Raw genomic sequence first — 23,366 nt, forward strand, 5'->3', positions numbered from 1 at the left:
ACATGGTCCAGCTTTTATTGATGTTTAAATTTAATGATGTCACGACGCTCTTTTTTGTCTGGTCTGCGTTCGGGGCTTGGGTTGTGTGCGTTGAGCTTACGTTGCTCGGCATGATGGGCACGTTTGGCGATGCTTGCTGCGGTTTCCGAATACAGGGTTTGTGCTTCTGGCGCGCTGCGCCTTTGCCCTAACAGATTGATCACAGTGACGATTTTCTCTTCTTGGCCTTGGCGCAAGGTAATCGTTGCCCCAAGCTCGACAATTTTGCTTGGCTTGGTGCGTTGGCCATTATAATGGACTTTACCACCATCGACCATACTGCGTGCGATCGACCGCGTTTTATAAAATCGTGCTGCCCATAGCCATTTATCCAATCTTATTTGCTCTGTCGCAGAACTCATACTACAAATGTGCCTCAAAGGGAGTTAGTCTTGTACGTTTTATGGCCTTTACAATGGTGTTTTGGTTCCAGATTTTCAAGCTACCCGACAAAATAATGTCAGTAAAAATGACGAGAATGTCTCCTATGATATATTAATGTGTTTTTGTAGCGCGATCTTCGCGGTCTTATGTATCTGTTCCATTTAAATGGAAGCATAGTTTAAATGAAATGGAAGTATAATTTGAGGCCAATCCGCCGGTTTTCGTCTGGCTAACGGCTCATGAATGTGAAATATCATGGTTGAAGTAAGAAAATATCAGTAAGGACATCTTTTGAGGCGAATCGATTTTAGCAGTATGACCTCATCTCGCTTATGGCAAGCAGGTTTGCTACAAAAAATACCGCAATGGCAGAAACAAATCAGCCAATTTCTTACCTTAGTATTGCTGGTCACGTCGGCTTGGATTCTAGGAAAAATGGTGTGGCTGATTCAGCAAAACGCGGTTGATATAACGCCTTGGTCTCCAAGAGCAATCGCATCAACGCCGAATGCGACGCGTTCGCTTGATCTCTCTTCTTTACAACAAGGAAGTTTATTTGGTCGCTATAGCGAGCAGAAGGTCGAAGCCGCACAGCCTGTGGTCAAAGATGCACCTAAAACCAGCCTTAGCTTATTATTGGTTGGGGTGGTGGCTAGCAATGAACCGAGTAAGAGTCTAGCGGTAATCGCAAATCGCGGTAGCCAAGCGACCTATGGTGTTAACGAAGTCATTGAAGGAACCCGTGTCAAATTGAAAGCGGTGTTCAATGATCGCGTCATTATTGACAACTCAGGGCGCGATGAAACCTTGATGTTGGATGGAATTGACTATCATAAACCGAGTGTAGCAACGCCTGAGCGCGTTGTTGCATCGAATGTGCGTGGTAATAACCCAGCGTCTGCAGAAGAGAAGTTGGATGACATTCGCGCCGCTATTGCCAGCAATCCGCAAGAAATCTTTAAATATGTACGCCTGTCGCAAGTGAAACGTGATGACAAAGTGCTTGGATACAGAGTGAGCCCTGGGCAATCTCCTGAGTTGTTTGAGTCGGTAGGGCTACAAGATGGCGATGTCGCAATCGCGTTAAACGGTCAGGATTTAACGGACCCGGACGCCATGAATAAGATTTTTCAGTCAGTCTCTGAGTTAACCGAAATGAACTTAACAGTCGAAAGAGACGGGCAATCCCATGACATTTATATCCAATTTTAGACAGACTGATGCATGAGCATGAGTTTAGGGAGTAAGACGTGAAGCATTGGTTAAACAAAACGACGTGGTTATTGATGGGTGGCTTGTTGTCATCGCCGTTAGTCATGGCAAACGATTTTAGTGCCAGCTTTAAAGGCACTGATATTCAAGAATTCATCAATATCGTGGGCCGTAATCTTGAAAAAACAATCATTGTTGATCCTTCAGTTCGGGGGAAGGTTGATGTCCGCAGCTATGACACGCTTAATGAAGAGCAATACTACAGCTTCTTTTTGAATGTATTGGAAGTGTATGGTTTTGCCGTGGTGGAGATGGACAACGGTGTGCTCAAAGTGATCAAGTCGAAAGATGCCAAAACGTCTGCGATTCCTGTGGTTGGCGATGAAGGAAAAGAGAATGGTGATAGCGTGATCACGCGCGTTGTTGCGGTGCGGAATGTTTCGGTACGAGAGCTTTCACCTTTGCTACGCCAGTTGATCGATAACGCAGGAGCGGGCAACGTAGTGCATTATGATCCGGCGAACATCATTTTGATTACAGGTCGTGCTGCGGTCGTCAACCGTTTAGCCGATATCATCAAACGAGTTGACCAAGCCGGTGACAAAGACATTGAGGTTGTGGAACTAAGTAATGCATCTGCCGCTGAAATGGTGCGTATTGTGGAGGCATTAAACAAAACTACGGATGCTAAAAATACCCCAGAGTTTTTGCAGCCTAAGCTGGTGGCCGATGATCGTACCAATTCGATTTTGATCTCAGGTGATCCTAAAGTCCGTGAACGCCTAAAGCGATTGATCACTCAGCTTGATGTTGAGATGGCAACAAGAGGCAATAACCGCGTCATTTATCTAAAGAATGCGAAAGCGGAAGATTTGGTTGATGTGCTGAAAGGAGTGTCTGACAACTTGCAGGCCGAAAAACAGTCTGGGCAAAAAACGGGGCAAAGTTCACAACGCACTGAAGTGATGATTTCAGCACATGCGCCGACCAATTCCTTAATTGTTACCGCTCCGCAAGACATTATGAAAGAGCTAGAAGATGTGGTTGCGCAGTTGGATATTCGTCGCGCTCAGGTATTGATTGAAGCGCTGATTGTTGAAATGGCTGAAGGGGATGGCATCAACTTAGGCGTGCAATGGGGCTCACTCGATAACGGCTCTGTAATTCAGTATGGCAACGCGGGCGCGCCAATCGGTAAGGTAATGATTGGTTTAGAAGAAGCCAAAGATACCACCACCAGTAAAGCGGTTTATAATTCTGATGGTACTTTCTTGCGTAATGAAAACACTACCACCAAAGGGGATTACTCTACTTTGGCGTCAGCGCTCGGTGCGGTCAATGGTGCAGCCATGAGCTTAGTGATGGGCGACTGGACGGCCCTTATCAGCGCTGTGTCGAGTGACTCCAACTCGAACATCTTGTCATCACCGAGTATTACGGTGATGGATAATGAAGAAGCCTCCTTCATCGTGGGCGAAGAGGTGCCTGTTTTGACGGGTTCGAGCGCGGGCGCAAATAACGATAATCCTTTCCAAACCGTAGAACGCAAAGAGGTCGGTATCAAGCTGAAAGTGGTACCACAAATCAACGAAGGCGACTCAGTTCAACTGAAAATTGAACAGGAGGTATCCAACGTATTAGGAGCGAATGGTGCCGTCGATGTGCGTTTTGCAAAGCGTCAATTAAACACATCGGTCATCATTCAAGACGGGCAAATGTTAGTTCTGGGGGGGTTGATTGATGAGCGCGCGGTCGAAAGTGAATCCAAAGTTCCACTATTAGGCGATATACCGGTTTTAGGCTATTTGTTCAAATCGACCAGTACCCAAGTTGAGAAGAAAAACCTGATGGTCTTTATTAAGCCGACCATCATTCGTGATGGCATGACGGCCGATGGCATCACTCAGCGTAAGTACAACTACATTCGTGCAGAGCAGCTTTATAACGCTGATCGCGGTTTGAAGTTGATGGCGAACGACAATATTCCTGTGCTGCCTAAGTTTGGCGATGAGCGCACCCATTCTGCGGAAGTACAAGCCTTTATCGAACAAATGGAAAAACAGCAATGACCGAAGTTTTGTCGCAACCTCACTACCGTCGTTTACCATTTAGCTTTGCCAATCGCTTTAAATTGGTATTAGAGCTGGTAGAAGACAACGAGCTACCGACGTTATTTTATGTCGCTCCGTTGGCTATCGAGTCATTGGTCGAAGTGAAACGAGTCGTGAAACAGCCGCTCAACTTGGTTGAAATTTCACTGGCCGAGTTTGAAAGTAAGTTAACCCAAGCTTACCAACGAGACTCGTCAGAAGCGCGACAATTAATGGAAGATATCGGTGCTGACAGTGATGATTTCTTCTCATTAGCCGAAGAGCTGCCGCAAAATGAAGATTTGTTAGAGTCAGAAAACGATGCGCCCATCATCAAATTGATCAACGCCATGCTTGGCGAAGCGATCAAAGAGGGTGCGTCGGATATTCATATTGAAACCTTTGAGAAAATCTTGTCGATTCGTTTTCGTGTCGATGGGGTACTGCGTGAAGTGTTAGCGCCGAGTCGTAAATTAGCGCCGTTGCTGGTTTCACGCGTCAAAGTAATGGCTAAGCTTGATATCGCTGAAAAACGTGTACCACAAGATGGACGCATTTCATTGCGCATTGGCGGCCGAGCGGTCGATGTTCGCGTGTCAACCATGCCTTCGTCTCACGGTGAGCGTGTGGTGATGCGTTTGCTAGATAAAAACGCCACGCGCTTAGATCTGCACAGTCTAGGAATGACGGCCGCCAACCACGAAAGCTTCCGTCAATTAATCAAACGACCGCATGGCATTATTTTGGTGACGGGCCCAACCGGTTCAGGAAAATCCACCACCTTGTACGCTGGCCTGCAAGAGCTCAACAGCAACGAACGTAATATTTTAACCGTTGAAGACCCGATTGAGTTCGATATTGATGGTATCGGCCAAACTCAAGTCAATCCTAAAGTGGACATGACTTTCGCGCGAGGATTACGTGCTATTTTGCGTCAAGACCCGGATGTGGTCATGGTTGGGGAAATTCGTGATTTAGAAACCGCGCAGATTGCGGTGCAAGCGTCTTTAACTGGGCACTTGGTGATGTCGACTTTGCACACCAATACCGCCATCGGTGCGATAACACGTTTGCGCGATATGGGAATTGAACCCTTTTTGATCTCATCATCGCTGCTTGGCGTATTGGCACAACGCTTAGTGCGTACCTTATGTCCAGATTGCAAAGAGGCCTACCAAGCTGATAATGAGCAGAAAAAACTGTTCAATTGTAAGAAAAAAGAGTCGCTGACACTGTATCGTCCGAAGGGCTGTGACAAATGCAATCACAAAGGGTATCGAGGCCGAACGGGTATACATGAATTGTTGCTGATTGATGATGAGGTACAAGCCTTAATTCATAGCGAAGCCGGAGAGCAAGCGATTGAAAAAGCGGTGCGGGCGAAAACACCGAGCATTCGTGATGACGGGCTCGATAAAGTGCTGAAAGGCATTACCTCACTTGAAGAAGTGATGCGAGTGACGAAGGAAGCATAATGGCGGCATTTGAATATAAAGCGCTCGACGCCAAAGGCAAACAAAAAAAGGGTGTTATTGAGGGGGACCATGCTCGGCAGGTTCGCCAGCGCTTAAAAGAGCAAGGGCTTATACCGATTGAACTCATTGAGACGCAAGCGAAAGCGGCTCAGCGTGAGCAATCGCCTTTGAGTTTTAAGCGCGGTATCAGTACACCGGATTTAGCGCTCATTACTCGCCAGTTATCCACTTTAGTGCAGTCAGGCATGCCATTAGAAGAGTGTTTGAAAGCCGTATCTGAACAATCGGAAAAGCCGCGTATTCGCACCATGTTGGCCGCTGTTCGTTCCAAAGTGACTGAGGGGTATACCTTGTCAGACAGCTTAGGTGATTACCCACATATCTTTGATGACCTGTTTCGTTCGATGGTTGAAGCGGGCGAAAAATCAGGTCATTTGGATTCGGTGCTTGAGCGTTTAGCGGACTATGCTGAGAATCGCCAAAAAATGCGTTCCAAGTTACAACAAGCGATGATTTATCCAGTGGTGTTGGTGGTGTTCGCGGTGTGTATTGTGGCTTTTTTGCTGGCGGCTGTGGTGCCTAAAATCGTCGGACAATTTGTCCAAATGGGGCAAGAATTACCGAAGTCGACTCAATTTTTACTCTCCTCAAGTGATTTTATCCAGCATTGGGGTGTCCAATTGCTGGTGCTATTGGTGATCTTGATTTATCTCGTCCGATGGTTGCTAAGCAAGCCGAACTTGCGGTTGAAGTGGGATAAAAAAATCATCGGCATGCCGTTGATTGGCAAAATCACTCGCGGTCTCAATACTGCGCGTTTTGCGCGAACTTTGTCTATTTGTACCTCCAGTGCGATTCCTATTTTGGATGGGATGCGTGTAGCGGTGGATGTGATGTCCAATAAATACGTTAAGCAACAAGTGTTGTTGGCGGCTGACAATGTTCGCGAAGGGTCGAGCTTGCGTAAAGCGCTTGAGCAAACCAAGTTATTTCCACCGATGATGCTGCATATGATCGCCAGTGGTGAACAAAGTGGTGAGCTCGAAAGTATGCTGACGCGCTCGGCCGATAACCAAGACGCGAGTTTTGAATCGACGGTCAACATCGCATTAGGTATTTTTACCCCGGCATTGATTGCATTGATGGCTGGGTTGGTACTGTTTATCGTGATGGCGACCTTGATGCCGATTTTAGAAATGAATAATTTAATGAGTCGTTGATCATGACTGAATTCTGCAATGATAACGACCAAACTATGTTGGAGATTGGAATGAGAACAAAAACAAATAAACAGTCGGGCTTTACTTTGCTTGAAGTGATGGTAGTTGTGGTTATTTTGGGTATTTTGGCGAGTTTTGTGGTGCCTAATTTGCTCGGTAATAAAGAAAAAGCTGACCAACAAAAAGCGATTACCGATATTGTCGCACTCGAAAATGCGTTGGATATGTATAAATTAGACAACAGCGTGTACCCAACGACAGATCAAGGCTTAGAAGCGCTAGTGACCAAGCCGTCGAATCCTGAGCCACGCAACTACCGCGATAACGGTTATATTCGCCGTTTGCCAAATGACCCTTGGGGCAACCCTTATCAATACTTAAGCCCTGGTGATAACGGTACGATTGATATCTTCACGCTAGGTGCTGATGGTCAAGAGGGTGGCGAAGGCGCCAGTGCCGACATAGGCAACTGGAACATGCAAGATTTCCAATAAGAGAGAGGGCGGCCTTAGCCGCCCCATTTATCTGATGCTATCTCAACGCGGTTTTACCCTACTCGAAATACTGCTGGTGCTCGTGCTGCTCTCGCTCAGTGCTGTGGCCGTTATATCGACGCTACCTAGCACGAACAACGATGATGCGAAACAGTACGCGATGAGCCTCTATCAGCGTCTACAGCTGAGCAATGAAGAAGCCATTCTCAGTGGCAAAGATTTTGGTTTGCGGGTCGATGAAAAAAAATCGCATCTGGTTTTCCTATCGATGGAGGACAAGGGATGGCAGCCGCTAGAGAGCAAGAAAATGGCTTCACAGCTCCAGTTGCCGGAGGGGTTATCTCTCCAGTTTGAGCTGGGAGGAAGTGCATGGAAAAACGACGATCGACTTTTCAAACCGGGCAGTCTGTTTGATGACGATAAGTTTGCTGATGAAAACGAACAGAAAAAGCAGCTACCACCACAAGTGTTTATTTTATCGAGTGGTGAGCTGACTCCTTTTGTCCTGAGCATCCATCTTAATCAGCAAGATGCAGAGCAAGGCTGGCGAGTGGTAGTGAAAGAAAACGGGGAAATCACGTTGTTCGCTCCGGGAGATGCGATCGATGGGTAAACAAAAAGCGATGACGCTGTTAGAAGTCTTGGTGGCGCTGGCTATTTTTGCCACCGCTTCCATCAGTGTGATCCGTTCGGTCAGCCAACACATCAATACCGTGAGTTATTTGGAAGAAAAAGCGTTTGCCGCCATGGTGGTCGATAACCAGATGGCGCAAGTGATGCTTACTCCTAAAAACGTACAAGCGAAAAATGGCAGTGAAGTATTGGCGGGTCGAACCTGGTATTGGAAAGTCACTTTAGTACCCACTGCGGATAATTTATTGAAAGCTTTTGATGTTAGCGTGGCTAGTGAAAAAGAAGGATCACCTTTGGTGACAGTGAGAAGTTATGTCGCCAAATAAACAAAGCAAAGGCTTTACCCTGATTGAAGTGCTGGTGGCGATTGCGATTTTCGCTAGTTTGAGCGTTGGTGCTTACCAAGTATTGAACCAAGTCCAACGCAGTAATGAGATTTCAGCCCAACGTAGCCAGCGTTTGAACGAATTGCAGCGCGCCATGGTGTTAATGGATGGCGATTTTCGGCAGATGGCAATGCGTCAATTTCGCACCAATGGTGAAGAGCCAAGTCAACAGATGCTGATTTGGAAAGAGTACTTGCTCGACTCCGATCAAAAAGGAGTGCTGTTTGCACGATTAGGTTGGCATAACCCACAGCAGCAATTTCCACGCGGGGAAGTCACTAAGGTCGGCTACCGAATTAAAGAGGGCGTGTTAGAGCGTATATGGTGGCGTTATCCTGATACTCCTGCAGGGCAAGAAGGGATCATCACGCCATTGTTACATGATGTTGAGTCACTATCGCTGCGCTTTTATAACCAAGATAAATGGAGTGAAGAGTGGAGTGATGCCTTGAAAATCCCACAGGCGGTGGCCGTGAAATTGGCGCTGAAAGATTATGGCGAGATTGAGCGTATCTACCTTACTGCTGGTGGTGGCATCAATTCGACCAACAAAGAGGCTGATAATAATGGCGCACCCTAATCGAGCCCAACGCGGTGTGGCGTTAATCGTTATCTTGCTGTTGTTGGCGATTATGGTGTCGATTGCCGCAACCATGTCTGAACGTTTATTCACACAGTTTCAAAGAGCGAATAATCAAATTAGTTACCAGCAAGCCTATTGGTATAGTGTGGGTAGTGAAGCTTTAGCCAAAGTCGCTATCGAGCAGAGCTACAAAGACAACGAAACGATTAACTTAAGTCAACCTTGGGCGATGAAAGAGCAAACGTATCCATTGGATTACGGCACTTTGAAAGGGCGCATCCTTGATAAACAGGCTTGTTTTAACCTGAATGTACTCTCGAGAGCCAGACCTGCGGCAGGGAGTGTCGAAAAACCCTATTTAGTGCAAGTGTTGCAACGGTTATTGGAAGAGCTTGAGGTCGACAGCTATCAAGCCGAAGTGATTGCCGATTCGGCTTGGGAGTATATTGATGGCGATTCAGATGTGCAGTCCTCTTATGGCGTAGAAGACAGCCAGTATGAATCAATGTCTCCTGCTTATCTGGCGGCGAATAGTTTACTTGCGGATAACAGTGAGTTGCGCGCGGTTCAGCTGGTGAGCGGTGATGTAATGAATAAAATAGCGCCTTATATCTGCACTCTCCCCACTGATGATTGGCGTTTGAATATCAATACATTGGAACCCGATCATGCCAAGTTATTGGTGGCGATGTTCAGCCCGCACTTAAGTGAAGGGGATGCAAAAAACTTACTCGAGAGCCGACCATTTGATGGTTGGGCTTCGGTAGACAATTTTCTCGCAGAGGCCGCATTGGCTGCTGTGGAGAGCAAAGTGAAAGAAGAAGCGAAACAGTACCTAGCTGTCGATAGTGCTTATTTTGAACTGGATGCTCAAATCTTGGTTGATGACTCGCGAGTTCGTATTCGCAGTTTATTGTTTAGTGATAATAGAGAAACCGCAACGGTCATACGCCGTCGCTTTGGAGGGATCAGTGAGCGAGTTTCTGACCGTTCGGCTGAGTAGTCAACAAGACGCTGAAATACCTTGGCTGGTGTGGTCAACACAGCAGCAAGAAGTGATTGCCAGTGGTGAAATATCCGGATGGGAGCAGCTATCTCAGCTCTCTAGCTATGCGGCTGAACGCGCCACGATTGTGCTGCTCGCTGCCAGTGATTTAGTTCTGACTGAGGTCGCGATTCCATCAGGGGCGGCTCGTCGCTTAGAGTCAATGTTGCCTTATCTAATCGAAGATGAGATCGCACAAGATGTGGATGAGCTGCATTTTTCAATTTTGCATAAAACCGCTTCCACTGCTTACGTTGTCGGGGTGGATCGTGCTTGGTTGCGTACCCGCTTAGATGAGCTCAAAGCCGCGGGTTTTGACGTGAAAAAGGTATTACCGGATGTGTTGGCTATCCCGGCATCAGAGGGATTGTCGGCACTGCAGATCGGCCAAGAATGGTTAATCCGTAAAGGTGAGTATTTGGGGGTGAGCATTGAACCGCAGTGGTTAACGCTGTTTAGTGCGTCAGAGTGGGTCAAGCAAGAGGGGCACTATTTACCGCTAGAGGCGTATACCCAGCTCCCTGAGCTGACACTGGCTGAAGAACAACATTGGCAACAAGCCGAGCCTCATTTAGTCATGGCGCTGCTGACTCAGCAAGCGATAGCGAGCAAAGTGACTTTACTGACGGGAAGTTTTAAAACCAAGTCCTCGTTTTTGAAGCATTGGCAAGTATGGCAAAAATGCGCATTAGCGGCCGCGGTGTTGATTGTAATTTCAACCAGCCACCATCTTTTGCAAGCAGGGCACTACGAAGCGCAAGCCGATGCTTATCGAGCGGAGAGTGAACGTGTTTTTCGCGCGGTTTTCCCTGATAAACAGAAAATACCCACCATCAGTTACCTGAAAAGACTGATGAATGATGAAGCGGCTCGGCTCTCTGGCGGCGAAGCCAACGGTTCGATGTTGGAGTGGTTGTCGAAGTTGCCCAGCAGTGTCGGCAGCGTACCGAACATGCAGTTGCAAAGTGTTAAATATGATGGCAATCGGGGTGAAATTCGCCTTGAAGTTCAAAGTAATGATTTTGAAAGCTTTGAACAAGCGCGCCTTAAATTGGAAAAACAGTTTGTGGTTGAGCAAGGGCAGTTAAACCGCTCGGGTTCTGTAGTCAATGGTACCTTCATACTGAAAAGCCAGTGAGGTGAGTGACATGAAAAATAGCCTGAGAGCACTTCAACAACGATGGGCGGCCTTTTCCCCTCGTGAACAGAAATTACTGTTAGGTGGTGTATCGTTGTGTGTGGTTGCGATCATTTATTGGGGCATTTTAGCGCCACTTAATCAGAAAACCGAGCTTGCGCAAGCCCGGATTATCAGTGAAAGACAATTGCTTAATTGGGTGACGGATAAGGCTGATGCCATTACTCAATTACGCGCACAAGGTGGTGGGGTGGCAACGACGCAACCGCTCAATCAAGTCATCTCATCAAGTGTGCAGCGTTTTCAAATTGAGCTTATTCGTATTCAACCGCGTGATGAAATGATGCAGGTTTGGATACAACCACTTCCTTTCTCTAAATTGGTGGATTGGCTTGCTTTTCTAAAAGAGCAGCAAGGTGTCGATGTCGAGTTTATGGACATCAACCGTGCTCAGCAAAGTGGCGTTGTCGAAGTAAAACGCTTACAACTGAAGCGAGGTGGTGAGTGAAAAAGAAATTGCTCTATAGCGGGTTCCTTGTAATGGTTTTTCTCATCAGTGTGGTCGCGCATATTCCTGCCTCCTTGGTGATGAATCAACTCTCCTCTTCCGAAGTCATGCGTGTCACTGGTGTTGACGGTACGGTGTGGTCTGGTAGTGCTCAACAACTCTTTTGGCAAGGGCAAAATGTCGGCGATCTCAGCTGGGACATCCAAGTATCGCAACTGCTGATGGCCAAGTTTGAAGTGGCGGTACGCTTTGGACGTGGTAGTGATATGGGAGTTCGTGGCAAAGGCAATCTTGGTCTGGGGTTTTCTGGCCCTTATGCGGACAAGGTTGTGGTTTCTGTCGCGGCTAATAAATTAGCGACGCTGTTTCCGCTGCCTGTACCAGTGACTTTTCAGGGGCAAGTCGAGTTGTCCCTGAACCATTACCGCTATGATAGCCCGTGGTGTGAATCTGCCGAAGGCTCACTTGCGTGGACTCATGGCCGAGTTGACTCACCTTTAGGAGATCTCTCGCTTGGTCCGGTAGTGGCAGATCTGCAATGTCAAAGCAATCAGATGACATTGAACGGTCAGCAAAACAGTGAGCAAATGAGCAGTGAGTTTACCCTGCAGCTGCAACCAGACATGAGTTACAGTGCGAAAGCATGGTTTAAACCTGAAGCGCAATTCCCACCCGAAATGGCGGAGCAATTACAGTGGATTGGAGCGCCAGACAACCAAGGTAAATATCAGTTTAATTATCAAGGCCAGCTTTGATTGGTTTTTTAACCGTAATCATTTCATACCCCCAATAAAAATGCTGAGTTTATTGATCAGCATTTTTATTGGTAATGGCCGTTATGGTTTGACTTGTAAAATGGTATTCCAAGGCAAATCGGCATCCCCTAACACAATAAAGTTGGGGTTTTCTAACGTTTCACGCTCATTGTAGGACAGCGGTTGCAGTTGCGTGTTGAGGATGCGTCCGCCCGCCTCTTCTACGATGCATTGCGTGGCGGCGGTATCCCATTCACCGGTTGGGCCGAGGCGCAAATAGCAGTCGACAGCACCTTCTGCGACTAAACACGCTTTCAGCGCTGCCGAGCCCAGCGGCACTAGCTCATAATTCCATGCGCTGCTCATGCAACTTGTAATACGGTTAATATCTTGGCGGCGACTGATCGCAATCGCAATGGATTGCCCAACGGTTTCGTGCTTGTGTGTTTCAATACGCAAGCTTTCAGACATGTCGGGGATCTTCCATGCGCCTTTGCCTGCGTAGGCGTAGTAGGTCACGCCAGAAACGGGCCCATAGACGACGCCCATCACTGGTTGGTTTTCTTCGATCAGTGCGATAATGGTGGCAAAGTCACCACTGCGCGCAATAAACTCTTGCGTACCATCAAGCGGGTCAACCAACCAGTATCGCTGCCATTGGCTGCGTTTTTCTAGGCTAATGTCCGCCGCCTCTTCCGACAAAACAGGAATATCTGGCGTGAGTTCACTCAGTCGTTCGCAGATCAGTTTATGCGCAGCAAGGTCGGCACTGGTGACTGGGGTGTGGTCACTTTTGGTGAACGCTTCGTAGTTTTTCTTTTCGTAGATATCGAGAATCAATTGCCCGGCAGAGCGAGCGATTTCAATTACGTCAGGCAGTAAGTAAGATAAATTATTGGCTGTTGGCATCATCAATCCTATAGCTCTACTTTGTTATTTTAGGCTGCGCAGAGCAAGCAGTAGTGCGGTAATGCTTCGGGCTTCACAGAAATCGAGGTGAGTCAGTAGCTCTTCTGCTTGGGCCAGAGGCCAGCGAATGACCTCTAAAGGTTCGGGTTCATCGCCTTCCATTACTTCTGAGTATAGATCTTGTGCTAAGAAGAGTGTCATTTTGCTCGAAAAGTAAGAGGGGGCAAGTACCACTTCTTTTAAGGGGGTTAAGGTGCTTGCGCCAAAACCAATTTCTTCTTTGAGTTCACGATTTGCTGCTTGTTGCGGGCTTTCTCCTTGGTCAATCAAACCCTTAGGGAATCCGAGCTCATAGCGTTCAGTGCCAGCGGCATACTCTCGAACCAGCAGTAAATCTCCTTGTGCCGTTACTGGCACCATCATAACTGCATGCCGGCCGCTCGGTTTCATTCGTTCATAGGTGCGCTGTTCGCCGTTAGAAAAGCGTAAATCTAATGATTCGATGGTAAACAGGGTCGATTGAGCTGCCGTTCTTTGGGCTAAAATTTCGGGCAGTTTTCTGGTTGGCATACACTAATTCCCGTAAGGCAAATGACTTTTCTAACTATATGAGAAAATGACCTTAATTGAAAAGGACTTGAGCGCGGCAAATGATTTTAAGTATAAAAAAGCCGAGAATCTCATCTCGGCTTCGTTTTTCTGTAATCCACGTATCTAGCGAGTCACTAGTAGTAAGAGTGCTCACCACGATCGTGTTCAGTAGCATCGCGCACCGCGGTTAATTCGCCTTCAAATTGTTGAAGCAGTTCTTTTTCAATGCCTTCTTTGAGGGTGACATCGACCATTGAACAACCGTTACAGCCGCCACCAAAGGCGACAATCGCAATACCATCTTCGGTGATTTCAACCAAGCTGACATGGCCACCATGGCCAGCTAACTGCGGGTTGACTTGAGTTTGAATTGCGTATTCCACACGTTCAATCAGGCTTGCGTCATCAGACACTTTACGCATCTTCGCATTCGGAGCTTTAAGTGTCAGTTGTGAACCCATTTTATCAGTGACGAAATCGATCTCTGCGTCTTCTAAAAACGGCAAGCTCAGTTCATCGACATACGCAGAAAAACCTTCAAAGGCAATTTCAGTATCAGTCGCTTCCACTGCCTCGGGTGGGCAGTAAGAGACGCCACACTCTGCATTTTGAGTGCCTGGATTGACTACAAAAACTCGGATGTTAGTACCATCAGGCTGTTGCCCAAGCAACTTGCCGAAATGGGTTTGGGCTGTTTCGGTAATAATAATAGAATTTGACACGACGAATACCTGAGTAAATTTATAGGTTATTACTTGCCATTCTACTCCTGAAACACGGCGGATCCAGTCCTTTTTACGCGCTAAATAAAACCGTGTTGGTTAATCTTTAGGTTCAGGAGTGCGGCATATGCAGTAAATATCAATCCTTTCGACACCGACTTCAAGCAGTAATTGACAGATTTGCTGCACGGTGCTGCCCGTGGTCACTACATCATCAACAAGTGCAATGTGCTTGTGCGTGGGACGGTGCCGTAGTGTGAATGCATGTTTGAGATTTTGTTTGCGCTGTAATTTAGAAAGCCCTTGCTGCTGGGGCGTTGCGCGATTGCGTTTGATCAACTGGTTATCGCAGCTAGCCCCCAGTTGTTGACTTAATTGAGAGGCAAGTAGTGCACTTTGATTGAAGCCGCGTTTTAAGCGCCGTTGCCAGTGCAGCGGAACGCTGGTGATGAGCGGGGCGGGAGTGTCGATACGTGGCGTCAGTAAGGCACTCAAATGGCGAGATTGCCAAAATTGACCTTCATATTTGAGTTGATGAATGGTGTGACTGAGCGGAAAAATGTAGTCGCCGACACAGTATAGGCGTTGCCAAGGCGGAGGATTCGCTAAACATTGCCCGCATTGAGGCACGGTAATAAGCGTTGGCAGGCCGCACTGTTGGCAGCGAGGTTGCGGTGAAAAATAGGTTAGGCAGGTCTTACACCAAGCCCCAGTTTGGTGAGTTTCAATCGGTAAACGACACAGTAGACACTGACGGCTTACCAAGCGAGTGATGGTTTTTTGAACCCAATGCGATAACATAACTCAACCAAAGCTGTGAAACGAAGTATGGTTATACTCTTGCAACTTGAATCAGTCTTTGTGTTGACCGTGATTTCAAGTCAGTGAGTGTATGATCGGTATTTTTTCAGCGAAGAAGTGTGAATTTAGTGGGAGAATTTGTGAGCATGGCCACAGCGTTATATTGGCAAGCCTCAGGCGAGGGCGATGATCTTGTCTTGGTGCACGGTTGGGGGATGAATGGTGCAGTATGGCAGCAAGCGGTCGATGTGCTTAAAGGACATTTTCGTGTGCACGTGGTTGATTTGCCTGGTTATGGTCACAGCGCCGCTAGCCACGCCGCTGATCTAGAAGAGATCGCGCAAGCGCTAATCATGCAAGCGCCTAAACAAGCCATTTGGGTCGGTTGGTCTTTGGGTGGGTTAGTGGCGACTCATATGGCACTGCATCACCCAAGTTATGTGAGCAAATTGGTCACTGTGGCGAGCTCTCCCAAATTTGCGGCACAGAAACCGTGGCGTGGCATTCTCCCTCAAGTGCTCAGTGCCTTTACTGAACAGTTAATGGACGATTTTCAGGCTACTGTTGAGCGCTTTATGGCGTTGCAAGCGATGGGCAGCCCTCAGGCAAAGCAAGATGTCAAATACCTAAAACAAGCGGTGTTATCACGGCCCGCGCCGAACCCACAATCATTGTTAGCGGGTTTGGTCATGTTGGCGGAGGTGGATTTGCGCCAGCCGTTGACAGCACTCTCGATTCCCATGCTTCGTCTATATGGTCGGCTTGATGGTTTGGTGCCGGTTAAGGTGGCGCAAGAGTTGCAAAAAACCTTGCCCAATAGCGAGCAGTACATTTTTGGCAATTCCTCCCACGCACCGTTCATCACTGAACTGGACGATTTTTGCCAGCAGCTCATCGCCTTTGCACGTTAAGGCATTGATACCCATGCAATGTCTTTCTACTTAAAGCTACAGCTGTGTTGGCTCACCTCAATCACATCGTTGATCTCTCTCATGGGGATTCGCCCGCTTGCTGTCTTTATCTGCAGCATCCTGAAACGTCAAGTCGTTGGGTGCAAATGTTAAATTAAAAATAAATTTGCTAAAAGTTTGAGCAATCTGGTCGATATAAAGTCTAACCCAGTAGTGCTGAGCGAAAGCAGGTCTATCGGGGCGGGCGATACTGAGGAGGTTTCGGCTATGATGGTGTCACCAACGAACGTAAGTGTGCCACTTATCGCCCCATCGGTTAATGTGCAAACGGAACAGGCCGCGCGTGACAATCGGATCCGCGCCCCTGTGATGCCAACCGTCGAACTGGCTAAAACCAACGCTGAGCGTAAGGTAAAGGCGGATGATAAAAGACGAAAACAGTCGTCATGGGACCCTTCAGAGCATCCAAGCTATGAGGTTGGCGCCGAATACGAAACATCGACTTCTTATCAAGAGGAGCAGAAAAGCGAGCTCGAAAGGCTGTTTGACTTGCTCGCTCTCGCCACCTACAGCAAGGATCAAGGTAAAAGCTATACGATGCGGTTTAGGTTACCTAAACACATTATTGATGCTGCGATAACCGAAGGCAAAATGGCGCGCCGGCGAACTGTAATTAAGTACTATTATGGTCACGCGGTTGCCCCCAATACGCCTTCTGAAGTGATTGCGGTGTTGTAGGTCGATGAATGCGACTTATCGCGATAAATAAAATCCCCACTTAGGCGTTGGCTGCAGTGGGGATTTGTGTTTTTTGCGGCTCTGATATGAGCGACGCGGTTAGGTGCTTTTCACTGTGATTCGTTTATCCAGTAAGTTACGTATCGCCGCTATTTTTTCGCTTTAGCAAAGGCGGCGGCGAAAGCTCCACCCATTGCCGCGTTTTGTTGTGGCTCTTCACGACGGCGTTGCGGTTGGCCACTGTTTTGATGCGAACGCGTGTTGCCACTTGTTGCGCCAGAGCGTTGGCTGCGGTTATCTTGCCCCGGCTCATCGTTTAAGCGCATCGAGAGTGCAATGCGTTTTCGCTGTACATCGACTTCCATCACTTTGACTTTGACTATGTCGCCCGCTTTCACCACTTCACGCGGGTCGGCAATGAAACGATCAGTCAACGCAGAGATATGCACTAAGCCATCTTGGTGAACGCCAATGTCGACAAAAGCACCAAAGTTGGCCACATTCGATACCACGCCTTCCAAAATCATCCCAATTTCCAGATCTTTCATTTCAGTCACGCCGTCAGCAAAGGTCGCGGTCTTAAACTCAGGGCGTGGATCGCGGCCCGGTTTATCGAGCTCTTTGATGATGTCAGTGACAGTCGGCAGGCCGAAATGCTCGTCGGTATAATCGACGGCGTGTAAATTGCGCAAAAACTCACTATTGCCGATCAGTGCTTTGATCTCTTTGCTATTTTTTTCGGCGATGGCTTTCACCACTGGATAAGCTTCTGGGTGAACCGAAGAGGCATCGAGTGGATTTTTACCATCCATAATGCGTAAGAAGCCCGCACATTGCTCAAATGCTTTTGGCCCTAAGCGCGTGACTTTTTTCAGTGTAGCGCGTGAGGCGAAGCGTCCATTTTCATCCCGATAATCAACGATGTTTTGCGCCAGTGCGTTAGACAAGCCAGCCACGCGTGTTAACAGCGCGGCAGAGGCAGTATTCACATCCACGCCTACCGCGTTGACGCAGTCTTCAACAATCGCATCTAAGCGTTTGGCGAGCATCGACTGGCTGACATCGTGTTGGTATTGGCCCACACCGATCGATTTCGGATCGATTTTCACCAGCTCGGCAAGTGGGTCTTGCAGGCGGCGAGCAATCGACACCGCGCCGCGTAGCGACACATCCATATTGGGGAACTCTTTGGCTGCCAGTTCAGAGGCTGAATAGACCGAGGCCCCCGCTTCGCTGACAATGATTTTCTGCACTTTCAGGTTGCCGCGCTTAATGACATCGGCGACAAAAGTATCGGTTTCGCGCGATGCGGTACCGTTGCCAATCGCAATCAAATCGACGTTAAATTGGCGTACCAACTGCTCAACAATTTTCGCTGATTTGTCATGTTGGTTATGTGGCTGATGCGGATAAATCGTCTCGGTCGCCAGTACCTTACCCGTGGCGTCCACTACCGCAATTTTCGAACCCGTTCGCAAACCAGGATCTAAGCCGAGAGTGGCGCGTGGGCCAGCCGGTGCGGCCATCAACAAATCTTTTAAGTTGGTGGCAAACACTTCAATCGCTTCGATTTCGGCACGCTCTTTCATTGCGCCCATCAGTTCGGTTTCCATGTGCATTGACACTTTAATGCGCCACGCCCAACTGATCACTTGTTTGCGCCACCCATCGGCAGGGGCGCTGCTTAAGTGAATGCCATAGTGTTGTGCAATCAGCGTTTCGCAATACGATTGGCGCACGCCCTCTTCTTGCTCTGGGTCGGCATTCATGCTCAAGCTTAAAAAGCCTTCATTGCGGCCGCGAAGCATGGCCAATGCGCGGTGTGAAGGCACTTTACTGAGCGTTTCATTATGCGCGAAGTAATCTTTAAATTTCTCCCCAGCTTGCTCTTTGCCTTCGACCACGCGAGAAACCAATTCGGCACTGCGCGTTAAATGGCGGCGCACTTTGTCCAGCAGGTTGGCATCTTCAGCAATGCGTTCCATGATAATGGCGCGTGCACCGTCCAGTGCTGCTTTGATATCACTGATCCCTTTCTCAGTGTTCACATAGTGTGCGGCCTCGGTTTCAGGATCGGTTTGCGCTTCATTCCACAGCTTGTCTGCCAGTGGTTCAAGGCCGGCTTCGATCGCAATTTGGCCTTTAGTGCGACGCTTAGGTTTGTAGGGTAAATAGAGATCTTCAAGGCGAGTTTTACTATCCGCTTGGTTGATCTCTTGTGCCAGCTCGGGGGTGAGTTTGCCTTGTTCTTGAATCGATTTCAGAATGGTTTGGCGGCGATCATCGAGCTCGCGCAGATAGGATAAACGGCTGTCTAAGGTACGCAATTGGGTGTCGTCTAGCCCACCCGTGACCTCTTTACGGTAACGGGCGATAAAAGGAACGGTGTTTCCGTCATCAATAAGTGTGACAGTCGCTGTCACTTGCTCAAGACGCACATTTAGCTCTTGTGCGATCAATTTGCAGATAGCTTGGCTCATCCGTGGTTTCTCTTTTGTAGTTCAGTAGCACCACCACTCAGGGTGGTTTGAATAGGGTAACTATTGGGGCACGTTAGACTTATTTCTAGTCTAACGGCGCGCTGTTATGAGATTAGTGAGATAACCTTCTACCCGATTGTGCCGAAGAGGTCACGTAACACGTGTGATTTTGATGTCATTTTTCAGCGTTGGCAGCGCTAAAACTGAAGATGAGTTTGGTAGCTAAAGATAAGTTCAGTCAGTTGGTGCCGAGCGAAAATGACAGTATAGTAGCAAGCCATCGTGATGAATGTATAACCCGCGGCTACCTTGAATGTGCGGCGCTGTGTAATGGGAAAAGATCTTGAAGACCAAACTGATTACCCGTGAGGGCTACAATAAATTAAAGGCAGAGCATGACCATCTTTGGCATGAAAAACGGCCAGAAATTACCAAAATAGTCACTTGGGCTGCTGGCCTCGGTGATCGCTCTGAAAACGCAGACTACACCTTTAATAAGCGTTTACTGCGCCAAATTGATCGCCGAATTCGTTTTTTGAGAAAATTTTTACCGGAAGTGACGATAGTTGATTATTCGCCTCAACAAGAGGGGAAAGTGTTTTTCGGTGCTTGGGTGGAAATTGAAAATGAAGCGGGTGATGTAAAGCGCTTTCGCATTGTGGGCCCAGAAGAGATTTACGGTGACGCGAAAGATTACATCTCCATCGATTCACCGATGGCGCGTGCTCTGCTGAAAAAAGAGGTTGATGACGAGGTGCAAGTGCCCACACCCACCGGTATCAAAGAGTGGTTTATTAACTCGATTGAGTATGAAAAAGGGCAGTGAACGGAGTATTCGGTTATCCAAAATATTCCTCGGTCGCTCATTTTTCTCATCTCACTTGCTTCGCAACGCCTCTAACGGCTTTTTCAACACTGCGGGTAGCGAGTAGAGCAGTAGTAGCCGTAGGGCGTGGTTGATCATCACAAACGCGGGTTCCATGCCCAGAAGTAGGGCGACGGCGGTCATCGCTTCTACGCTGCCGGGGACCCAAGCTAAAAGTAATACCACCCAAGATTTATCCAGCAGTAACGCAAACAAGCCAGACACGGCGACGGCGACCAGCAGACCAATCAGTGTAACCATCACACCCGCGCGCGAATAAGCCATGGCTTCGCGCAATGTGGTATCGGCAAGGCGTGCGCCAATCAAAATGCCCAGCAGTGCGGTGGCGAATACTACCATCCATGTTGGAAGTTGTAGCGCAATGCCTGTCGAAAAACTATTGAAACTGGCCGTGACCAGCAGTGCCGCCAACATATATGGCGCGGGAATGCCGAGCAAGGTCGAGCCTTTGCCCAGCAGTAGACTAAGCAGCGCAAGCGCAAAGAAAATCAACCACGCGTAAATCGTTAAACTGCTCTCAACGGGGGCAACGTCGGGCGTGCTATTGGAGATAAAAAGAGCTAGTAAAGTGAGGATCATCAAGCGCACCGAGTGCGAATAAACCACTTTGGTTGAAGGAGTCTGGCTTGATTCGCTGATCACCAAAATCGCTGCCATCGCGCCCGGTACCGCACCGAGTAGAGATTCAAACGGTGACCAACCTTCTCTTTTGCGGAGCCAAAGAAAGCTGCTGGCGATCTGCAAGCTTAAGCAGCAAACCAAACCGATAATCACCGGTAGGGTTAAGGTTTCGCCCAATTGACTTAAACTGATGGTCGCCCCAACGCTGATGCCGAGCACAATTTGCACCGTCAACAATAACCCGTTAGGAACGCGAATGGATAAGAGGTGTTTTTTATGCAGCACAATGACTAAAGCTGCGGCAATAAACATTTCAGAAAGCGGAATGGCGAGCAGGCTTCCCACACTTGCCGCAACAGCTGCGATCACCACAATGTGAATAAACAGAGTAAAAGAAGCTCTTTCGAACATTATGCCTTTCCTTAATAAATTGTGCAGCGTAAATGCCATCGTTCCTCTAGCACTTCACGTTGCAGTGCTTGCGTTTGGCTTTCTCCCGTATCGATATGACCGTCGGGGATGATGATTTAGGCCATCGCAGGGTTTAAACGTGTCCAGCTTACTAACAATAATGCAGCGAATGCCAACCACACCAAAGTGGCACATACCAGTGTACTGGTGAGAGGTAGCCAATAACTGAAGTAGTATACTGCCAACAGGTATGCCGCATACGGGATAAGCGAGTAAAGGCCAAACAACGCGGTGGTGCGCAGGTCTTCCATCGTGCGTTCGGTGCCGACAATGTAATGCGCAATCAGAGCGAAGGTAGGAAACAGCGGTACAAGACCAGCAATAAAAAAGCTTTTGCTTTTGGAGAGCAGGGCGATGATCAACACGGCAAGCGCACCAAGCAGGCACTTGAAAAACAGAGCTGCCATGACATTTCCTTTTGTCAGAATAGATTAAGTGTTGCTCACTATAAATCACTGACAGGTTAACTAGAAATGTTCATTGATGGGTTTGTTATTTTCTATGCAACATTTCTTCAAATCCAAGTAAAATGGCCGCCACTCTTTTTATTCGGCGGCGTGTTGTATCATGCGGCTTGGTTGGGCAAAGATGAAATTAGGAAAACGGCTCACGCAGTTAGTACAGCAGATCAACCGCCACTACGATCATATTTGGGATTGCTGCTGCGATCACGGTCTGCTTGGCGCGGCGTTACTGAAGCGCTGTCCAAATAGTGTGGTGCATTTTGTAGATATTGTGCCAGCGTTGATTGAAAAGGTGACGCTTGATTTAACGCGCTATTTCCCTGCAACGGCGGCGTTACCGCGCTGGCGTACACATTGCCTTGATGTGCGCGATTTGCCGCTTGATAGCCATTCTGGCTCGCATCTACTGATCATCGCTGGGGTTGGCGGTGATTTAATGAGTGAATTCATTGCCGCGCTGGTTGAGCGTTATCCGCATCGCTCGTTCGATTTTCTGCTTTGTCCTGTGCATCACGGCTATACCTTACGTGAACAGTTGATGACACTGGGCGCGAGATTACAACAGGAACAACTGGTGGAAGAGAATCGGCGTATCTACGAGCTGCTGAACGTGCAGATTAATCCGCCTGCAGTACGAGGCAAAGAACCAACATTACCCCTCCTTAGTTTGGCCGGCGAATCGATCTGGCAAGTGGCCAATGATGAGCAAAAAATGATTGCCCAGCGTTATCTGACGCAATTGCAACAGCATTATCAGCGTAAAGCGCAAGGCGGCGATGTTAGCGCGCAAAAGTGTTGGCAAGCCTATCAGCCGATTAATATCACTTGTCATGGAAATTTTCGCGATGGAAATAGCCCAATAGGCGGAGAATATGAAAGCACTCAATGATCTGAACTTGTTTGTCGAAACCGCACGCCAAGGCAGTTTTTCTAAGGCGGCCAACAGCGTATCGCTGACCACGGCCGCGGTCAGTGCCGCCATTCGCCGTTTAGAAGAGCAGGTGCAGTTTCCGCTCTTTGTCCGCTCGACACGTCATATGCGCTTAACCCAAGAGGGGGAGATTTTCCTCGCCAAAACTCAGACAGCCCTTGCCACGTTGCAAGAAGGGCTCGATCAGATAGCATGCGCGCGCGGTCAACTGGCGGGGAAGCTGCACCTCAGTGCCCCTTCGGATTTGGGGCGCAATTTACTGCTGGATTGGATCGATGAATTTATTGCCTTGCACCCGAACGTCATTATTAAACTGGATCTCTCCGATCGCTTAGCGGATATGTATGCTCACCCGATGGATATTGCGATTCGTTATGGCCATCCTGCTGATTCCAATTTGGTTGCAATGCCGCTGTGTGAATCAAACGAGCGCGTGTTGTGCGCCTCGCCAGAATATTTGGCAACGCATCCACCTATCCTCCATCCTGACGATCTGCAACATCACAATTGTCTTTGTTATATGCTGGCCGACACCCTGCATAATAAGTGGGTTTTGAGCCGAGAGGGCGAAACGCAGAGTGTGGTAGTGCAAGGAAACCCCGCATGCAACGATGGTGACGTGGTACATCGATTGGCTGTTAAAGGCAAAGGCATTGCCAATAAGTCATTAATGGATATCAGTCAGGATATTATTGATGGGCGCTTAGTACGTATTTTACCGCAATGGGAAAGTGGGCCAGTGCCAATTTATATCGTGTGCGCAGACCGACGTTTGATCACTCCAACCATTCGCGCTTTTCAGGCATTTATTCGTGGAAAAGGCTGCCAGCAACGACAAGCGGTACTGACAGCCATCAAACAGCGTGAGAGTTAATCCTG

General features: G+C 48.2%; 26 protein-coding genes. 17 read left to right on the forward strand and 9 right to left on the reverse strand.

Translation table 11 applies throughout. From position 1 onward, the window contains the following. Positions 1 to 14: 14 nt before the first annotated feature. On the reverse strand, positions 15 to 401 hold the full coding sequence (gene hslR / locus NB504_RS08460; RefSeq protein WP_026028320.1) for a ribosome-associated heat shock protein Hsp15: 387 nt from the start codon (positions 399 to 401) through the stop codon (positions 15 to 17). A 337-nt stretch (positions 402 to 738) separates the two neighbouring features. Here hslR and gspC point away from each other — a divergent pair, with 337 nt between their 5' ends. The 12 genes from gspC to NB504_RS08520 are packed head-to-tail and all read left to right on the forward strand — an operon-like array spanning position 739 to position 11,962. Next, positions 739 to 1,635 carry a type II secretion system protein GspC gene (gspC, locus tag NB504_RS08465; RefSeq protein WP_235800280.1) on the forward strand — a complete coding sequence of 299 codons (897 nt, stop codon included), beginning with the start codon at positions 739 to 741 and terminating at the stop codon, positions 1,633 to 1,635. A gap of 38 nt (positions 1,636 to 1,673) precedes the next feature. Next, positions 1,674 to 3,704: a type II secretion system secretin GspD gene (gene gspD / locus NB504_RS08470; RefSeq protein WP_094145036.1), complete on the forward strand. Its 2,031-nt coding sequence runs from the start codon at positions 1,674 to 1,676 to the stop codon at positions 3,702 to 3,704. Next, positions 3,701 to 5,200: a type II secretion system ATPase GspE gene (gspE, locus tag NB504_RS08475; protein WP_019282846.1), complete on the forward strand. Its 1,500-nt coding sequence runs from the start codon at positions 3,701 to 3,703 to the stop codon at positions 5,198 to 5,200. Before gspD ends, gspE begins: the two co-directional genes overlap by 4 nt. Next, positions 5,200 to 6,420 carry a type II secretion system inner membrane protein GspF gene (gspF, locus tag NB504_RS08480; protein ID WP_017045694.1) on the forward strand — a complete coding sequence of 407 codons (1,221 nt, stop codon included), beginning with the start codon at positions 5,200 to 5,202 and terminating at the stop codon, positions 6,418 to 6,420. The genes gspE and gspF overlap by 1 nt, the downstream gene beginning before the upstream one ends. A 50-nt stretch (positions 6,421 to 6,470) precedes the next feature. Beyond that, entirely contained in the window at positions 6,471 to 6,914 is a 444-nt protein-coding gene (gene gspG / locus NB504_RS08485) for a type II secretion system major pseudopilin GspG (protein WP_010319321.1), read from the forward strand. Positions 6,915 to 6,948: 34 nt separating this feature from the next. Continuing rightward, positions 6,949 to 7,527 carry a type II secretion system minor pseudopilin GspH gene (gene gspH / locus NB504_RS08490; RefSeq protein ID WP_013855434.1) on the forward strand — a complete coding sequence of 193 codons (579 nt, stop codon included), beginning with the start codon at positions 6,949 to 6,951 and terminating at the stop codon, positions 7,525 to 7,527. Continuing rightward, positions 7,511 to 7,873: a type II secretion system minor pseudopilin GspI gene (gene gspI / locus NB504_RS08495; RefSeq protein ID WP_013855433.1), complete on the forward strand. Its 363-nt coding sequence runs from the start codon at positions 7,511 to 7,513 to the stop codon at positions 7,871 to 7,873. The genes gspH and gspI overlap by 17 nt, the downstream gene beginning before the upstream one ends. Continuing rightward, entirely contained in the window at positions 7,860 to 8,513 is a 654-nt protein-coding gene (gspJ, locus tag NB504_RS08500) for a type II secretion system minor pseudopilin GspJ (protein WP_258428643.1), read from the forward strand. Before gspI ends, gspJ begins: the two co-directional genes overlap by 14 nt. Beyond that, positions 8,500 to 9,519: a type II secretion system minor pseudopilin GspK gene (gene gspK / locus NB504_RS08505; RefSeq protein WP_258428644.1), complete on the forward strand. Its 1,020-nt coding sequence runs from the start codon at positions 8,500 to 8,502 to the stop codon at positions 9,517 to 9,519. The genes gspJ and gspK overlap by 14 nt, the downstream gene beginning before the upstream one ends. Next, the gene (gene gspL / locus NB504_RS08510) at positions 9,488 to 10,699 is read left to right on the forward strand and encodes a type II secretion system protein GspL (RefSeq protein ID WP_208891733.1); all 1,212 of its coding nucleotides are present in this window, start codon (positions 9,488 to 9,490) and stop codon (positions 10,697 to 10,699) included. Before gspK ends, gspL begins: the two co-directional genes overlap by 32 nt. A 10-nt stretch (positions 10,700 to 10,709) precedes the next feature. Next, positions 10,710 to 11,207 carry a type II secretion system protein M gene (locus NB504_RS08515; protein ID WP_170907839.1) on the forward strand — a complete coding sequence of 166 codons (498 nt, stop codon included), beginning with the start codon at positions 10,710 to 10,712 and terminating at the stop codon, positions 11,205 to 11,207. Beyond that, positions 11,204 to 11,962, forward strand: a complete 759-nt coding sequence (locus NB504_RS08520) for a type II secretion system protein N (RefSeq protein ID WP_258428645.1) — start codon at positions 11,204 to 11,206, stop codon at positions 11,960 to 11,962. Before NB504_RS08515 ends, NB504_RS08520 begins: the two co-directional genes overlap by 4 nt. Positions 11,963 to 12,043: 81 nt before the next feature. On the opposite strand, the gene cysQ is transcribed toward NB504_RS08520, so the two are convergent. From cysQ to NB504_RS08540, 4 genes are all read right to left on the reverse strand, one after another. Next, positions 12,044 to 12,871, reverse strand: a complete 828-nt coding sequence (gene cysQ / locus NB504_RS08525) for a 3'(2'),5'-bisphosphate nucleotidase CysQ (RefSeq protein WP_010319313.1) — start codon at positions 12,869 to 12,871, stop codon at positions 12,044 to 12,046. 24 nt (positions 12,872 to 12,895) lie between these two features. Further along, positions 12,896 to 13,441 (reverse strand): ADP compounds hydrolase NudE, encoded by a 546-nt coding sequence (nudE, locus tag NB504_RS08530; protein WP_013855426.1) that lies wholly within the window; start codon positions 13,439 to 13,441, stop codon positions 12,896 to 12,898. A 155-nt stretch (positions 13,442 to 13,596) separates the two neighbouring features. Next, positions 13,597 to 14,184 carry a Fe-S biogenesis protein NfuA gene (gene nfuA / locus NB504_RS08535; RefSeq protein WP_013855425.1) on the reverse strand — a complete coding sequence of 196 codons (588 nt, stop codon included), beginning with the start codon at positions 14,182 to 14,184 and terminating at the stop codon, positions 13,597 to 13,599. A gap of 99 nt (positions 14,185 to 14,283) precedes the next feature. Beyond that, positions 14,284 to 14,985 (reverse strand): phosphoribosyltransferase family protein, encoded by a 702-nt coding sequence (locus NB504_RS08540; protein ID WP_088731488.1) that lies wholly within the window; start codon positions 14,983 to 14,985, stop codon positions 14,284 to 14,286. A 146-nt stretch (positions 14,986 to 15,131) separates the two neighbouring features. Between NB504_RS08540 and bioH the strand changes: the two genes are divergently transcribed. Together bioH and NB504_RS08550 are read left to right on the forward strand one after the other, a co-directional pair. Continuing rightward, positions 15,132 to 15,896, forward strand: a complete 765-nt coding sequence (bioH, locus tag NB504_RS08545; RefSeq protein ID WP_038148688.1) for a pimeloyl-ACP methyl ester esterase BioH — start codon at positions 15,132 to 15,134, stop codon at positions 15,894 to 15,896. A gap of 267 nt (positions 15,897 to 16,163) precedes the next feature. After that, complete coding sequence (locus NB504_RS08550; protein WP_094166042.1) at positions 16,164 to 16,634, forward strand: ATP-dependent Lon protease; 471 nt, start codon at positions 16,164 to 16,166, stop codon at positions 16,632 to 16,634. 149 nt (positions 16,635 to 16,783) lie between these two features. Here NB504_RS08550 and NB504_RS08555 read toward each other — a convergent pair whose 3' ends face one another. Beyond that, on the reverse strand, positions 16,784 to 19,114 hold the full coding sequence (locus tag NB504_RS08555; protein WP_258428646.1) for a Tex family protein: 2,331 nt from the start codon (positions 19,112 to 19,114) through the stop codon (positions 16,784 to 16,786). Positions 19,115 to 19,457: 343 nt separating this feature from the next. On the opposite strand from NB504_RS08555, the gene greB reads away from it, so the two are divergent. Further along, positions 19,458 to 19,940, forward strand: a complete 483-nt coding sequence (gene greB / locus NB504_RS08560) for a transcription elongation factor GreB (RefSeq protein WP_010319306.1) — start codon at positions 19,458 to 19,460, stop codon at positions 19,938 to 19,940. 51 nt (positions 19,941 to 19,991) lie between these two features. On the opposite strand, the gene NB504_RS08565 is transcribed toward greB, so the two are convergent. The 3 genes from NB504_RS08565 to NB504_RS08570 are packed head-to-tail and all read right to left on the reverse strand — an operon-like array spanning position 19,992 to position 21,499. Further along, positions 19,992 to 21,032 (reverse strand): AbrB family transcriptional regulator, encoded by a 1,041-nt coding sequence (locus NB504_RS08565; RefSeq protein WP_094149173.1) that lies wholly within the window; start codon positions 21,030 to 21,032, stop codon positions 19,992 to 19,994. Positions 21,033 to 21,043: 11 nt separating this feature from the next. Further along, positions 21,044 to 21,148 (reverse strand): NUDIX domain-containing protein, encoded by a 105-nt coding sequence (locus NB504_RS18515; protein WP_158513716.1) that lies wholly within the window; start codon positions 21,146 to 21,148, stop codon positions 21,044 to 21,046. Continuing rightward, positions 21,149 to 21,499, reverse strand: coding sequence for a GlpM family protein (locus NB504_RS08570; protein ID WP_017048724.1), 351 nt, complete (start codon positions 21,497 to 21,499; stop codon positions 21,149 to 21,151). It lies immediately after the preceding gene. A 181-nt stretch (positions 21,500 to 21,680) separates the two neighbouring features. Between NB504_RS08570 and NB504_RS08575 the strand changes: the two genes are divergently transcribed. Together NB504_RS08575 and NB504_RS08580 are read left to right on the forward strand one after the other, a co-directional pair. Next, positions 21,681 to 22,445 carry a tRNA (adenine(22)-N(1))-methyltransferase TrmK gene (locus tag NB504_RS08575; RefSeq protein WP_249929779.1) on the forward strand — a complete coding sequence of 255 codons (765 nt, stop codon included), beginning with the start codon at positions 21,681 to 21,683 and terminating at the stop codon, positions 22,443 to 22,445. Continuing rightward, a complete protein-coding gene (locus NB504_RS08580; RefSeq protein WP_258428647.1) occupies positions 22,429 to 23,361 on the forward strand; it encodes a LysR family transcriptional regulator in 933 nt (310 codons plus the stop codon). The genes NB504_RS08575 and NB504_RS08580 overlap by 17 nt, the downstream gene beginning before the upstream one ends. Positions 23,362 to 23,366: the final 5 nt, after the last annotated feature.

The organism is Vibrio sp. RM-69-4 (assembly GCF_024743775.1).
In the GTDB taxonomy this organism is placed as follows: Bacteria; Pseudomonadota; Gammaproteobacteria; order Enterobacterales; family Vibrionaceae; genus Vibrio; species Vibrio anguillarum.